Source organism: Streptomyces sp. NPDC058637 (genome assembly GCF_042717325.1).
GTDB lineage: Bacteria > Actinomycetota > Actinomycetes > Streptomycetales > Streptomycetaceae > Streptomyces.
Genome location: NZ_JBHXRD010000016.1, coordinates 175,411 through 189,008, shown reverse-complemented (window position 1 = coordinate 189,008; position 13,598 = coordinate 175,411). Strand labels below are relative to the sequence as shown.

Sequence of the window (13,598 nt, the reverse complement as noted above, 5' to 3'; positions counted from 1 at the left end):
CTTCCGAACCCGCACCACCCGTCGGCCGTGCTCCGCTGTCACACGGTGATGTCTCAGTAGGCGCCGAACACGTTGTCGATCGAGCCGTACCGGTCGGCGGCGTAGTTGCACGCGGCCGTGATGTTGGCGACCGGGTCGTAGCTGTCCGTCGACGTACCGGGCACGTGGTAGGCCTGGAAGGTCGGGTCGATCACCTGCAGCAGGCCCTTGGACGGGATGCCCGCGGCGGCGTTCGAGTCCCAGTTGTTGATGGCCATCGGGTTGCCCGAGGACTCGCGCATGATGTTGCGGTGGATGCCGTCGTAGCTGCCGGGGATGCCGTGCTCGGCCATGACCGCCAGCGACTCCTTGATCCAGCCGTCGAGGTCGTTCGTGTAGGTGGCCGGTGCGGCGGCGGGAGCGGCCACCGGCTCCGCGGCGGGCGCACCCTGCGCGGCGAGCGCGGTGTCGGTGCGGTCCGAGCGGTCGGCACTGTCGGCGCTCTGCTCGGCGCGGTCGGCGGAACCGGACGCCTTGGACTCGGCCTTGTCCGCCGTTGCGGCCTTGTCCGCCGACTTGCTCCCGTCCTTCGCGCCGATCGTCAGCTTCAGACCGGCGTGAATGAGGTCGGGGTTTGCGCCGACGACCTTTCGGTTGTCGTCGTACAGCGCCTTCCAGCCGCCGTCGACGGAATGCTCACGTGCGATCTTGGAAAGGGAATCGCCAACGATCACGGAATAGGTGACGGGCGCGGACTTCTGTGCGGCAGTCGCCTTGCCGGACACGGCAGTCGACGTGGCCGACTTTTCGGCGGCGACCGGCTGCGCCGGGGCGGCGAAGGCTCCGGTCGCGCCGAGCACGGGAAGGGCCAGAGCGGCGCCGCCCGTGGTCACGGCGATGATGCCGCGGGTCAGCGAACTGGTCCTGTAACTACGGTGCTTACCCATTCCGGGCATGGTGAATTCCTCTCCGCCGCCTGCGAAGTGAGCTGTCGGGTTCGGGCTAGAGATGCCCGGCCGCACGTGAATGCGACTTCACCCCGAGCCGTTCCGGATACCGGATCGGCGCTTACCTGGGTCCCCCGCTCCTGCCGTACGAGATGTGGTCGGGTTCCCGGACGGCGGCAGGATTCGGCGTTCCATCCGGAGTGAGGGTGACCGTAGGCGAGAAATAGCGAAAGGAACAAGCCCCGAATTGGTGATCACAATTCACTCGCAAGATCGATTCACGGGAATTCATGTAATCCACCCCACACCCGCGAAGCCAACCTTCTTGGGGCACAAGGGAACCGGTCGACATGTCGATGCGCCCGGGACGCGCGGGAGTGACCCTGGTCACGGGGTCCGAAAAGGGCGATTTGCGCCCTACTGGAAGCTCGCGGGTCGCACGAAATGGCCTCTTACGGATTACAGGAGGAATTCCCAGTAATGCACCAAACCGGGCATACGGCTCACTGGTGCGCTTCCGGGCATACCGGCGGCGACCGCGTGGAATCGATCAGCGCATGACCGACAGCGCGCACCCCGACCCCACGAGCCCCCGGAACCCGCGGAGCTCCACGGACCCGCAGAGCCTCACCGACCCCCGGAGCTCCACGGACCCGCAGAGCCTCACGGAGCCGCAGGCCCCCGCGAACCCGCGGATCACCGTCCTGCCCGTCCAGGCCGGTGATCCGCCCTTCCGTATCCTGCAGATCGACGGGGAGATGGTCGGCCGGGTGACCTCGATGACGGACGTGCTGTTCGCGGCGCGGGCTGCCGGCATCACGGTCCACGACCTCGACGACCCGGCGGCGGTCCGGTGGGTGGGCGGCGGCAAGCTCACCTGGAGGCCGCACTGAGCCGATCCCCGCACGCGGCACACGGGCCCCGCCCCGGCGCCGCGACCGGTGCCGGGCGCCTCAGCCGCCCGGCGGTTCCCCCGTCCAGGGGTCGAGGCCGGCACTGCGGCGGGCCCGCTGGACGACCAGGCTCACGAAAGCGTGCGACTTCCGCCTCCTCACCCTGTCCACGCTGAGGGGTACGGAGTCGAAGCCGCCGGCCAGCAGTCTGCGGAGGAACTCGGCCATCCCGAAGCGGTACAGCGCGAAGGTCGGCACGGTGTGCCGGCCGCAGACCACCACGGGCCAGCGGTCGGGGTCGTCGTCCGTCGTCAGCCAGCACAGGATGTCCGCCTCGGTGGTCGTGCCCCAGGCGAGCAGCGCACCGGGATCGAGCACCATGTCCGGGCCTGCCGGATCGGCCCAGATCTCGTCGGCCTCCACCCGCCACACCTCGCGGACGGCACCGGTCCCGTCGGCCATGGCATCGGCCGGGCGGCTCCCGTCGGGAGTGTCGGCGGGCAGTGGTCGGTGCACGGCGATCACATCGTCGACGTACCCCTCCCCGTAGGCCCCCATGAAGGCCTTGTAGTCGGCGGGGAAGGAAGCACCCCACCGCGCTTCCGCGACGGCCCAGTCGACCTGCTCGTCGATGCCGTACGTCGTCGGCAGCAGGCGCTCCAGCGCCTCGATGGGCCGGGGTATCACCGGCCGCCCCCTCGCGCGCGTACGCCGCGTAACGCGCGTCCGGGCACCGGAATCCGGCAGCTCACGCTCCGTCCCCTCACCTGCGACTCCCCGTCTGTCCCGTGGGAGGACCTGCTCCTCCCACAGGCCCAGCGACGGGCGCGCCCCGAACATCACACCCACCGGACCGGTCGGACGGCGGCAGGCGTGGCGAGGCGGGCGTGACGACGGCCCTGGCCGGCCCCGCCGACGATCAGCCCCTCCAGCCGGCGCAGGTCCTCGGCGGGGACCGCGAGGTCGAGTGACGGGAGCCGGCGGAGCAGCACGTCCAGCACCGTCTGCAGCTCCGTACGGGCGAGCGCCTGCTCTGGACAGGAGTGTGCGCCGGCGCCGAACGCCAGGTGGGCGGTGGGCGTGCGGTCGAGCATCATGCCCTCGGCACCGTCGAACACGCTCCCGTCGCGGGCCGGGGCGGCCCGTCCGCGGGACGAGTCCCCCGGCGCCTAAGGTGTGGCACATGCAGTCCTACACGATCGGGCAGGCGGCGCGTCTCCTCGGCGTCAGCCCCGACACCGCGCGCCGCTGGGCGGACGCCGGCCGGGTCGCGACCCATCGCGACGAGAACGGGCGCAGGCTCGTCGACGGCCGTGATCTGGCCGCGTTCTCCGTCGAGGTCGCCCAGGCGGGCACCGGCGACGAGGAGGCCTCGTACACCTCCGCGCGCAACGCCTTCCCCGGCATCGTCACCGCGGTGAAGCTCGGTGACGTCGCGGCCCAGGTCGAGATCCAGGCGGGCCCGCACCGGCTCGTCTCACTCCTCACCCGGGAGGCCGTGGAGGAGCTGGGCCTCGAAGTCGGTATGCGGGCCACCGCCCGCGTCAAGTCGACCAGCGTGCACATCGACCGCACCTGACCGCCGCACCGCCCGACGCGCCGGGCGTTCTCCGGCCCCCGCGGTGCGCCGGCGATCCGGCGTTGTCAGACCGACGTCCTACGCTCACGGCATGAGCGTCTCCCTCTACTACACGGCCCTCCGCACGGAACCGCTGACCGCGTCCGAGGCGGCCTCCGTCACGCGCATCGTCGCGGCCCACGCCGCGTCCTTCCCCTACGAGGACGAGGACAGCCTGCACGTGTACGAGCGGGGCGACGGGGACGAGGGCCAGATCCTGGCGGGCTCCACCAAGATGCCCTCCGAACCCGGTCGTCTCCTGCCCGTGATCGCCCATGTGCTCGACTCCGTGACGGAGTTGCGCCGTGCCCTCGACGGGGCCGACTGGCGGGTGCACATGGACGACCTGGACGTCCCGTGGGACGCGAGCGAGGGTTACGTCCTGCCGGGGATGCGCGACGCGGACCTGATAGCCGAGCTCGGCGGTCCCTGACGGGCGGGCCGCTCCGTCAGTCCATCAGCCCGGCGGCGATCGTCGCGCCCAGTTCCCAGCACGCCTCGATGTCGGCCTTGGCGGGCTCACCCGTCACCGTCACGGCGTCCGCCGCACGGCGCCAGCCCAGGCCCGTCGTGATCGACTCCATGGCCCGCACGGCTCCGGTGACTTCGTTGCCGCCGTGCACGTAGTAGCCGAAGGGCCGGCCCTGCGTCGAGTCCAGACAGGGGTAGTACACCTGGTCGAAGAAGTGCTTCAGCGCACCGGAGAGGTAGCCGAGGTTGGCAGGGGTGCCGAGGAGATAGCCGTCGGCGGCGAGCACGTCGGACGCCGTGGCGGCGAGCGCCGCGCGGCGTACGACCTGGATCCCCTCGATCCCGTCCGTCGTGGCGCCGGAGACCACTGCCTCGAACAGCGCCTGACAGTTCGGCGAAGGGGTGTGATGGACGATCAGCAGAGTGGCCACGCTTCCGAACCCTGCCGTCCCCCGCCTCAGGCCGCAAGCCGACTCCGCGCCCGGCTCCGCACCCAGGACATGACGCGGGCCGATGTTCCGGCATCGCCGGCCCTCTCGTACGGGCGGGCCTACGGACGGGCGGGCCGACGGACGGACGACGGTGCGACGCGGCGGTGCGACGCGGCGGTGCGACGCGGCGGTGCCATGGCCGGCAGACGCGGCGGTGTGACAGCCGCCCTACCGCATCGGGACCGGCCCTGTCCCGCCCGTGCCGCGCGTCCGCCTGGTCGCGGCGGCGACCGAGGCCAGGAGTTCCGCGTCCAGCAGGGACGTATCGCCCAGCCGGGTGGGCGCGGCGTAGGAGTTGAGTACGGCCTTGGTGACCCGCAGGGCGGCCTCGGGGCGGCGGACTATGGGCTTGGCCCAAGCGCGTACGGCCTCGTCGAGGGCGTCCTCGGGCACGACGCGCTGCAGGACGGACAGGCCGTACGCCTCCGTCGCGTCGAAGGCGCGTCCCGTGAGGATGAGTTCGCGGGCGCGAGCCGCTCCCACCTCGTGGATCAGCCGGGGAAGGACACCGCCCCAGGCGGTGGGCAGGCCGAGGGCCAGCTCCGGCAGCCTGAAGCTCGCGGTGTCGGCACCGACCCGGAGGTCGCAGGAGAGGGCGAGGGCGAGGCCTGCGCCGATGACCTTGCCCTGTACGGCGGCGATGGTGACGGCCTGGCTCGTGGAGAGGGCCTCGCAGACCCGGCGCGCCTTGTCGCCCGCGATGCGTATGCCGCGCCCGGTGGGGTCGTCGTCCAGCCAGTCGGCGAACTCGGTGCGGTCACCGCCCAGGCAGAAGTCCTCCCCCGCCGCGCTCAGCACGAGCACCCGCACCTCGGGGTCCGGTACGGCCAGGACGTCGAGCAGGCCGTCCAGCATCGCGCCGCTGACCACGTTCCCGTTCTCGGGATCGTTCAGTTCCACGCGCAGGACGGGCCCCTCGCGCAGGGTGCGCACCGGGTGGGCGGTCTGCCCCTGGGGCTGGAGGAAGGCCGGCATCGAGAGCTTCATATCGCGACACCCAGCGAGGTGACCCGCCTGAAGACCATGCGGGAGGCGAACTCGGGGGGCGATTCGGCGCGCAGCGTGGGGAAGCGGCGCAGGAGCTGGGTGAGCATGGAGCGGGTCTCCAGTCGGGCGAGGGCGGCGCCCAGGCAGTAGTGCGCACCACCTCCGAAGGTGAGGTGGCTTCCGGCCCGGAGGATGTCGAAGGTGTGCGGATCCGGGTTGCGGCGTGGATCATGGTTGGCGGCACCGTACATCACGTGCACCATGGTGTCCTTCGCCACCCGGACCCCTGCCAGCTCCGTATCGGCGGCGGCGACACGCGTGTTGATGTGTATGGGCGGGTCGTATCGAAGGGCCTCGTCGATGGCCGCCTCGATGTGTTCGGGGTGCTCCCGCAGCCAGGTCCAGCGGCCCGGTTCGTCGAGCAGGTGCCACACCACCGACGAGAGCAGCGTCGCGGTGGTCTCCAGCGAGGCGATGGTGATGAACATGGTCAGCCGGTAGAGGACCTCGTCCGCCGCCTCGCGGTCAGGTTCGAGCTCGTCCCAGGTGCGTATCCAGCCGCTCAGCACGTCGTCCCCGGGAGTGGCGCGGCGCTTCCGGATCAGCTCGGTGAAGTACGCCCGCAGCCGTAGCGTCGCCTCCGCCGAGACGGCGAGCTGGCTCCTGCTGGGCAGCAGCTCCTGTGCGTACACCTGGTCGTGGGTGATCTCCAGAAGGTGCGCATAGTCCTCCGGGGGGAGGGATAGCCACGCGCCGACGGTGCTGATCGGCAGCTGTTCGCTGACCGTCCCGGCGAAATCGGCGGGTCCGGTACGCAGTTGCTCCTCCAGCCCGTCGAGGAGGCGGCTGACGTCCCGGTCGATGTCCGGGGTCATCCGCTCGATGGTCCGACGGTCGAAGAGATTGCCCAGGCTGCGCCGCTGGCAGGTGTGTTCGGGGGCGTTGAGGCGCGAGAGGGTCTTCGTCATCTCCTGGGTGGCTGGTGCTTCCCAGCGTTCCGTGTACGCCTGCCGCTCCTGCCACGCGAAGTCCGGCGCAAGCCATTCGCGTCCGCGAAGAACCTGGTTGCACGCGTCGAATCCGGTGACGAAGTACGCGCCGCCCCAGGGGGCGGGTACGACGTCTCCCATGGATCTGAGCTCACCCAGGAGGGGGTAGGGGTCGGCCTGTCCGGCCGGGGAGTTGAGGCGCCGGAGAAGTGAGACAAGGGTGCGTCGATCGACGGGGGGTCTGACGGTGCCACTGATGGTGCTCACGCAGAGAGTCCTTGCCTTGACGCCTGGTTACCATCAAGAACCTCCCCTCCGCTTATCAGCACCATGCATGAATCGGTGTTGCCCATGTCACAGTTGGGGCGGTCGGCGTCACCGCGACACGTGGTGATCGTGTGAAGCATGTGCCGCGGTGACACCGGAGGGCTCAGACCCGGAAGACGTCCAGGAAGGAACTCCACCATCCCTTGGGCTTCTTCTGCGGCTCCGCGGCCTCGCGGTACACCGGCGCAGGGCCCACGCGATCGACCGTCAGAGAGGCGGAAGTGCCCTGTCCGCTTGTGGAGGTATGCCGCATGGCGCTGGGCGTGAACCGGACAGGCAGGGTGACCAGGGCCCGGTGGAACGGCCCCGGACGCCATTCCGCTTCCGAGGCGGGGCGGGCCAGCGTCACGTCCGGCAGGACGTTGAGGATCTTCTCGATCGCGGTGAGGGCGATCAGCTGGGCCGGAGACTTCGCCGGGCAGACGTGCGGACCCGCGCCCCAGGCGAGGTGGGCGCCCTTGCTCAGCGTCCGCCGCGCGTCGGTGAGCGCGGGGTCACTGTTCGCTGCCGCGAAGCTGATCAGCACGGGAGTGCCCGCCGCGAGTATCGTCCCGCCCAGGTCCACGTCCCGGACCGGGAAGTGCGTGGCGTAGTTGGCGATGGGCGCGTTGTCCCAGAGCACCTCGTTGAGCGCGTCCTCGACGAGCATCCCGGAGCCTGCCCGGTCCGACCCGGGGCCGTCCGCGGACAGCATGAGGAGCAGCGCGTTGCCGATGAGGTTGCGCTCCGGCTCGACACCCGCACCCATCAGCATGACGAGCTGGTCCTTGAGCTCCTCGTCCCGCAGGCCCGCCGGGTGCTGGATCAGCCAGGACGTGATGTCCTCGCCGGGCACCCGCCGCTTCAGGGCGACGAGTTCCATCAGGCAGGCCGTCAGTTCGGCGTTGGCCCGCAGCACGTCCTCCCCGTCGAAGATCGCCGACATGTAGCGGGTCAGACGGTCGCCGATGTCGCTGGGGCACCCGAAGAGCTGGTTGAAGAGCAGCAGCGGCAGGAGCTTGGCGTACTCGTTGAGCAGGTCCGCGCTGCCCCGCTCGATGAACTGGTCGATGAGGTAGTCGGCGATGCGCTCGACGTCCCGGCTCAGCCGGCTCGCGTTGAGACGGCCGAGGCTCTCGGTGACCGCTTTGCGCAGGCGAAGGTGCTCGGTGCCGTCCGTGAACAGGCAGTTGGGCCGGTAGGCCATCATCGGCAGCACGGGGCTGTCGAGCGGGACGCGGCCTTCCTGGAGGGCGTTCCAGCGCCGGGAGTCGCGGGCGAAGAGGGCCGGGTTCTGCAACACGCGCAGGGCCGCCTCGTGCTCCACGACCAGGTTCGCCTCGACGCCGGGTGCCAGCTCGATCGGCGCCACGGGGCCATGCGCCCTGAACGCGTCGTAGACGCGGTGGGGGTCCGCCGCGAACTCCGCCCCGTACAGGGACGTCTGCCGTCCCTGGTGCATGGGGCACTCGGGGGGCGGGTTGTCGTCAGTGGCTCTCGGACGAGAGTCCATGTGTGCTTCCTCTGCAAGATTCGCGGGCCGTGGCGGGCACCGCGGTGGACGGCGGAAGGGAACGGTGTCAGGCGGCCCGGGCGAGGAGATGCCGGACGAGCGTGATCAGTGTCCTCGCGGACGAGTCCCGGTCCCGGGCGTCGCAGTACACGACCGGGGTGTCCGGCAGGAGGTCGAGTGCTTCACGCAGTTCCTCCTCCTCGTGCCGGGTGTCGGGATCGAAGCTGTTGACCGCGACGGCGTACTCCAGTCCGTACTTCTCGACCAGGTCGATGACGGGGAACGTGTCGGCGAGCCGGGCGGGGTCGACGAGGAGCAGGGCGCCGAGCGAGCCGCGCGCCATGTCCTCCCACAACTCCACGAACCGCTGCTGGCCGGGTGTACCGAAGAGGTACAGCACCAGCTCGTCGCTGAGTGTCAGACGGCCGAAGTCGAGCGCGACCGTGGTGGTCTGCTTGCCCGGCGCGCCCCGGAGGTCGTCGATGTCGGCCGCGGCCTGCGTCATCCGTTCCTCGGTACGCAGCGGCTTGATCTCGGAGAGGGTGCCGATGATCGTCGTCTTACCCACGGCGAAGTGCCCGATGACCAGGATCTTCACCGCGCGCTGGACCGCGTCCGGCACATAGATGTTCTCAGCCGAAACGGGCCTGGAGTCCATGCAACACCTCCTCGAGGATCTTCTTGTCAACCAGTTGAGCGGGGGGCGGCATCTTACGTCGCAGTAAGTGCCCCTGATCCGAAAGGTCCTTCAGCAGGAGGCGAACCACACCGACCGGCAGTTCCAGCCGGCCGGCCACCTCGGCCACCGACAGGTAGCCGCCGGAGCACAGCTCCCAGATCGCCCGGATCTCCGGGCTGGGATTCCGGTACGGCTCCTGGTCGGGAGCGATGGTGACCAGCGTGACGAGGGTCAGCTCGTCCGCCTCCGGCAGTCCGCGTCCGCCGGTGATGACGTAGGACCGGACGAAACCGCCGCTGACCTGCTGTTCCTCGCCCGGCGACGTCACGTGCCGCTTCCCGCACTCTGGCGCGGAGGTGTGGACATCGCCTTCCCCAGCGCGCTGACCAGCTGCTGCATGCGGAAGGACATGGCCTCCATGTCCACGTCGGCCACCGCTGCCGCGGCGAGGTAGGCGCCGCTGCCCGCCGCTATGAGGAAGATCCAGCCGCCCTCGTACTCGAGGAGCGTCTGCCGCCATCTGCCGGGCGACTGCCGTCCGACGAACGGGGCGACCGCCCGGCTCAGTGACTGCATCGAGCTCATCGCGGCGGCGACCGTCTCCGCGTCGTCCCTGCCGATCTCGTCGGAGCTGGCGAGCAGCAGGCCGTCTGCGGAGACGAGGATCGCGTGCTGAGCGCCGGGTACCTGGAGTACGTCGTTGAGCACCCAGGACAGATCGGGGTTCACTGGATCTCGGATCCTTCCGTGGTCGTCGTGTCGCGCCCGGACCGGGTTCCGCGCTGGAACGCGCCCAGCCGGGATGCCGTGGCCTCGTTGCCGGGCACGGGCTCGTGCTCGGAGCCGGCCGGGGGCACCACGGAGACGGGGCTCTGGCGGCGGCGCTTGGGCAGGCCGCCCGCGGTGGTGTCCTTGACCACGGGCCGGGCGGCTGCGGTCTGTGCGGCCGAGGGGAACAGCGGGGTGGGAGCCGGGGCGGGGGCCTCGTACGGCGAGGGCTCCGGCGCCTCCTCGCGGTACACCTCGTGGGCGGCCGGCGGGGGCACATCACCGCTCAGCAGCTCATCGGGCAGGAGAACCACTGCGCGCACGCCTCCATAGGGGGATACCGAGTCGACCGAGACCTTGAATCCGTATCGGGCGGCCAGCAGGCCGGAGACGGCGAACCCGAACTGCGGGGGGATGCCCAGGCTGGAGACGCTGATCGCGGCCTGGGGGGCGAGGAGTGCCGCGGCGCGGTCCTTCTCCTCCTGCCCCATGCCGAGACCCGCGTCGTCCACGATGAGACAGACCCCCCTGGGGACCGCCTGGATGTTGATCTCCACGGGGGTGCCGGGCGCGGAGTAGTTGGTCGCGTTGGCCAGCAGCTCCGCCAGCACCACCGCCACCGGCTCCACCGCCCGGCTGACCACCGAGAAGTTCACCTGCCCGTTGATCCGCACCCGGTCGAACTGCCGGATACGGCCCTGGGCGCTGCGGGCGACGTCGTAGGCCGAGGCGACGGTCTCCCGGCGTCCGAGCCAGCCGCCGCACAGCACCGCGATGCCCTGCGCCCGCCGTCCGAACTGGTTGTTCGTGTGGTCGATGGCCATGAGATCGGCGAGGATCTGTGGGTCGTCGCCATACTTCGTCTGGGCCTTCTCGATGACCAGCTGCTGTTCGTCCGCGAGACCCTGAAGGGTACGTACCGCGGCTTTGAGGACTGTCTTCGTCTCCTCCTCGGCGTCCTTTCGGACTTCGGACAGCTCCGCGTCGTGACGACGGGACAGGTCGGAGTTCACCGCCTGGAGCTGTTCCCGGTGCTGCAGCAGCGTCTCGCGCTCCCGCAGCAGTTGAGCGTTCTGTCTGCGCAGCCCGACGTTGGTCACTCGAGCCCGCAGGACGGCGCCCACAGCGACGAGTGCGACCAGCGCGACGACAGCCAGTGCCCAAGTGGTGGGGCCGTTGGGAAATGTCATGAGACTCACTTCAAGTGCCATGGCTATGGATACGTCTTGGTACCCGCTCGGCATGCCACAGACCGGGGCTGGAAGTACCACGGTGCGGGCACGGCCGGGAAGGCCACTCCAAAAGTGGAACCACGGATTGCATCCCTCGGGATGCCCCCCACACCGTCAGCCCAACTGGAAGTCAGATGATCTTATCATCGTGCGTTTAGGTAATTCCCTGTAGCTACCGTGCACTTACGGTCGGAATGGCCCCTCGGGGCGCCATGAAGACAATGTGAAGGTTTCGCGACAGTCGCGCCCGGCCGCCTTGCCTGGGCCGGGCGGCCACCACGGAAAGTGAACGCGAGCCGCCCTGCTCGTGGACTCCGCGCATCATCGGGAGGCGGAAGCGGAAGGCGCGGGGGCAGCGTCCACCGACCATTCGTCGTGAGCGGCACGGGCGGGGCGAAAAGCCGGTGATCCCTGGGAACAGGGTGTCCGGGAAGCCGAGTTGCCGGGGAGGCTCAGTTCCATGACGGACACGTGGTTCGGGCGGGGCGCCGTCCTCGCGGTGGCCCTCCTCGCGGTGGCCGCAGCCCTGTGGGCACCGCTGCACGAGCACCGGGCACGACGCCACCGCCGGCTCGGATACCGCGTCGGACTGGACAGCGCCGTGGCCGCATCGGGGCCGACGGGCATCGGCCACCTCTTCGCCCCCTCCCATGTCTCCGGGGACCAGACGCTCGTGCACCTCCGGATCGCCAACGAAGGCCACCGGAGCATCGCGCGGGGCGACTACACGGGCCGGGACCTGCACGGGCTGGCCGCCGAGTTCACCGACCGCTTCGTCCGGGGTGTGTCCGTCGTCCCGTCGCCCGGCGCCGAGAGTCTGACGGAGCACATCACCCCGGCGGCCGGACTGCGGTACGAGGGCGGCACCCTGTGCCTCCCCCGTGTCCCACTCGCCCCCGGCCACCACTTCGACCTGCTCGTCCTGCTCAGCGGCGGACAGGCCGGCGGCGGCGTCCGGGTCCTCGGCGGAATCCGGGACGGCGAGGTCCGCCCCACTCCGGAGCTCCCCTTCCCCGGACCGGCGCCGGTGTCCAGCCGTGCCGCCCGACGTCTCACGGTGCTGCTCACGGCCTGCGTCCTCGCCCTGGCCTCGGTCGTCGTGGTGGACGGTGCGGGGCCCGCCTCCCTGTGGCCGGTGCTCGCGGTCATCGGCGGGACGTCGGTGACGACGGCCCTCCTGGCGCTCCGGGGCGCGGGGGCACCGCCCACGAGGAGCTCCGCGCGCTTCCAGGACCTGGACGCCCGGGAACGCACGGCGGAGCGCCGGCAGATCGTCCTGCTCCTCGGGGCGTCCCTGATCGGGTACGGCGTCGCCTTCCTCGCCGGGCGGTCACTGCTCGGGCAGCCCGATCCGCCGGGCTTCGAACCGTCGGAGACCGTGCAGCTCATCGCGGCGGTCAGCGGACTGCTGTCGGCCACGGCCCTGGGGGTGGCCGGCATCATCAAGGCGATCGGCTACCTCACGTACGCACGGGCGGACATGGTCCGCGCCCGCGCCGCCCTGCCGCCACCTGCGGCCGGGCCGGAGCCCGACCCCGCGGCGGAGGCCCCGCCGGGACTCGCGCCCACAGAGCCACCTGCCTGAGCCCTGCCCCGTCACGGGTGGCGGCACCTGTCCGCAGGTACCCGGTCGAGGCCCACCGGTCGGGTCACGGTTTCGGCCCGCCGGCCGGTCCTCGCACGGCGTCCGTGCCAGTCTCCGTGAACGCTCCGGACGGCCGCGAGGGCCAACCCCGCTTTTATCGCACCCGAGTTGCTTATTCTTGCAGTGCGCCGCTCATCCACTCTTTCTTCACGCATCTGGAGTTCGCCATGTCCCGACCGGGCAACGACGCCGCCGCGCTGCACATCGACACCAGCAAGCCCCATCCCGCGCGGATGTACGACTGGTTCCTCGGCGGCAAGGACAACTACCCGGTGGACGAGGCGATGGGCCGCCAGATGCTCGCCGTGGAGCCGGGTGTCCCGGTGATGGCGAAGGTGAACCGCGCGTTCATGCACCGCGCCACCCGCTGGCTGGCCGGCCAGGGCATCCGGCAGTTCCTCGACATCGGTACGGGGATACCCACCGAACCCAACCTCCACCAGGTGGCCCAGCGGGCCGAACCCACCGCCCGGGTCGTCTACTGCGACAACGACCCGATCGTGCTGGCCCACGCGGAGGCGCTGCTGAGCGGCACCCCGGAAGGTGCCATCGACTACGTGCAGGCCGACGCCCGCGACGTGGACGCCATCCTCGAACACGCGAGCAGGACCCTGGACTTCACCGAGCCGGTGGCCCTCTCCCTGATCTCGCTGCTGCACTTCCTGAGCGACGAGGACGGCGCGTACGAGCTGGTGGACCGGCTGACCGGAGTCCTCGCGCCGGGCAGTCACGTGGTCATCTCCCACCTCACCGCCGACTTCCACCCGGAGGAGGCCCGCAAGGTGGACGAGATGTACAGGAAGAACACGCTGACACTGGCGCCGCGCGACCGCGCCCAGTTCGCCGCGTTCTTCGAGGGGCTGGAGGTGGTCGAGCCCGGCATCGTGGCGGCCGAGGCCTGGCACCCCGAGCTCGGCGACCCGATCCCCGGCCAGGAGGACATCGTCAGCGCGGGCTACGTGGCGGTGGGACGCAAGCCGTAACCTGCCGGGTCCGCGGCGGTCCCGGGCGGATGCCCGGGACGCGCGCGCGGGACGCCGGTGCCGGGACCCACGCGCGCGAGGTTCCCAGGACGTACGG

15 protein-coding genes, 1 pseudogene and 1 riboswitch are annotated in these 13,598 nt (G+C 70.6%); of the genes and pseudogenes, 5 read left to right on the top strand and 11 right to left on the bottom strand.

What is annotated here, in order from left to right; translation table 11 throughout:
• Window positions 1–53: 53 nt before the first annotated feature.
• A complete protein-coding gene (locus ACFWVP_RS18625; RefSeq protein ID WP_384497880.1) occupies window positions 54–935 on the bottom strand; it encodes a transglycosylase SLT domain-containing protein in 882 nt (293 codons plus the stop codon).
• Window positions 936–939: 4 nt separating this feature from the next.
• A riboswitch (cyclic di-AMP (ydaO/yuaA leader) is annotated at window positions 940–1,125 on the bottom strand.
• 496 nt (window positions 1,126–1,621) lie between these two features.
• Between ACFWVP_RS18625 and ACFWVP_RS18620 the strand changes: the two genes are divergently transcribed.
• Complete coding sequence (locus tag ACFWVP_RS18620) at window positions 1,622–1,819, top strand: hypothetical protein (protein ID WP_384497893.1); 198 nt, start codon at window positions 1,622–1,624, stop codon at window positions 1,817–1,819.
• A 60-nt stretch (window positions 1,820–1,879) separates the two neighbouring features.
• On the opposite strand, the gene ACFWVP_RS18615 is transcribed toward ACFWVP_RS18620, so the two are convergent.
• Both ACFWVP_RS18615 and ACFWVP_RS18610 read right to left on the bottom strand, forming a co-directional pair.
• Window positions 1,880–2,506 (bottom strand): SMI1/KNR4 family protein, encoded by a 627-nt coding sequence (locus ACFWVP_RS18615; RefSeq protein WP_384497879.1) that lies wholly within the window; start codon window positions 2,504–2,506, stop codon window positions 1,880–1,882.
• Between the two features lie 152 nt (window positions 2,507–2,658).
• Window positions 2,659–2,961: pseudogene (locus ACFWVP_RS18610) on the bottom strand (cytochrome P450); the annotation flags it as partial.
• 41 nt (window positions 2,962–3,002) lie between these two features.
• Here ACFWVP_RS18610 and ACFWVP_RS18605 point away from each other — a divergent pair.
• Window positions 3,003–3,398 carry a molybdopterin-binding protein gene (locus ACFWVP_RS18605; RefSeq protein ID WP_384497877.1) on the top strand — a complete coding sequence of 132 codons (396 nt, stop codon included), beginning with the start codon at window positions 3,003–3,005 and terminating at the stop codon, window positions 3,396–3,398.
• Between the two features lie 91 nt (window positions 3,399–3,489).
• Complete coding sequence (locus tag ACFWVP_RS18600) at window positions 3,490–3,870, top strand: hypothetical protein (RefSeq protein ID WP_384497875.1); 381 nt, start codon at window positions 3,490–3,492, stop codon at window positions 3,868–3,870.
• A 16-nt stretch (window positions 3,871–3,886) separates the two neighbouring features.
• Here ACFWVP_RS18600 and ACFWVP_RS18595 read toward each other — a convergent pair whose 3' ends face one another.
• The 8 genes from ACFWVP_RS18595 to ACFWVP_RS18560 all read right to left on the bottom strand — a co-directional run bounded on the left by ACFWVP_RS18595 (window position 3,887) and on the right by ACFWVP_RS18560 (window position 10,831).
• On the bottom strand, window positions 3,887–4,339 hold the full coding sequence (locus tag ACFWVP_RS18595; protein WP_384497874.1) for a flavodoxin family protein: 453 nt from the start codon (window positions 4,337–4,339) through the stop codon (window positions 3,887–3,889).
• A 228-nt stretch (window positions 4,340–4,567) separates the two neighbouring features.
• Complete coding sequence (locus ACFWVP_RS18590) at window positions 4,568–5,386, bottom strand: enoyl-CoA hydratase/isomerase family protein (RefSeq protein WP_384497873.1); 819 nt, start codon at window positions 5,384–5,386, stop codon at window positions 4,568–4,570.
• The gene (locus tag ACFWVP_RS18585) at window positions 5,383–6,516 is read right to left on the bottom strand and encodes a cytochrome P450 (RefSeq protein ID WP_384497892.1); all 1,134 of its coding nucleotides are present in this window, start codon (window positions 6,514–6,516) and stop codon (window positions 5,383–5,385) included. The genes ACFWVP_RS18590 and ACFWVP_RS18585 overlap by 4 nt, the downstream gene beginning before the upstream one ends.
• 289 nt (window positions 6,517–6,805) lie before the next feature.
• Window positions 6,806–8,194, bottom strand: coding sequence for a cytochrome P450 (locus ACFWVP_RS18580; RefSeq protein WP_384497871.1), 1,389 nt, complete (start codon window positions 8,192–8,194; stop codon window positions 6,806–6,808).
• Window positions 8,195–8,261: 67 nt separating this feature from the next.
• Window positions 8,262–8,852: an ATP/GTP-binding protein gene (locus tag ACFWVP_RS18575; RefSeq protein WP_384497868.1), complete on the bottom strand. Its 591-nt coding sequence runs from the start codon at window positions 8,850–8,852 to the stop codon at window positions 8,262–8,264.
• The gene (locus ACFWVP_RS18570) at window positions 8,827–9,201 is read right to left on the bottom strand and encodes a DUF742 domain-containing protein (protein WP_384497866.1); all 375 of its coding nucleotides are present in this window, start codon (window positions 9,199–9,201) and stop codon (window positions 8,827–8,829) included. The genes ACFWVP_RS18575 and ACFWVP_RS18570 overlap by 26 nt, the downstream gene beginning before the upstream one ends.
• Window positions 9,198–9,602, bottom strand: coding sequence for a roadblock/LC7 domain-containing protein (locus ACFWVP_RS18565; RefSeq protein ID WP_056789331.1), 405 nt, complete (start codon window positions 9,600–9,602; stop codon window positions 9,198–9,200). Before ACFWVP_RS18565 ends, ACFWVP_RS18570 begins: the two co-directional genes overlap by 4 nt.
• Window positions 9,599–10,831 (bottom strand): ATP-binding protein, encoded by a 1,233-nt coding sequence (locus tag ACFWVP_RS18560; protein ID WP_384497864.1) that lies wholly within the window; start codon window positions 10,829–10,831, stop codon window positions 9,599–9,601. The genes ACFWVP_RS18565 and ACFWVP_RS18560 overlap by 4 nt, the downstream gene beginning before the upstream one ends.
• A gap of 502 nt (window positions 10,832–11,333) precedes the next feature.
• Between ACFWVP_RS18560 and ACFWVP_RS18555 the strand changes: the two genes are divergently transcribed.
• Both ACFWVP_RS18555 and ACFWVP_RS18550 read left to right on the top strand, forming a co-directional pair.
• Window positions 11,334–12,458 carry a hypothetical protein gene (locus ACFWVP_RS18555; protein WP_384497862.1) on the top strand — a complete coding sequence of 375 codons (1,125 nt, stop codon included), beginning with the start codon at window positions 11,334–11,336 and terminating at the stop codon, window positions 12,456–12,458.
• Between the two features lie 227 nt (window positions 12,459–12,685).
• Window positions 12,686–13,501 carry an SAM-dependent methyltransferase gene (locus ACFWVP_RS18550; protein WP_384497860.1) on the top strand — a complete coding sequence of 272 codons (816 nt, stop codon included), beginning with the start codon at window positions 12,686–12,688 and terminating at the stop codon, window positions 13,499–13,501.
• Window positions 13,502–13,598: the final 97 nt, after the last annotated feature.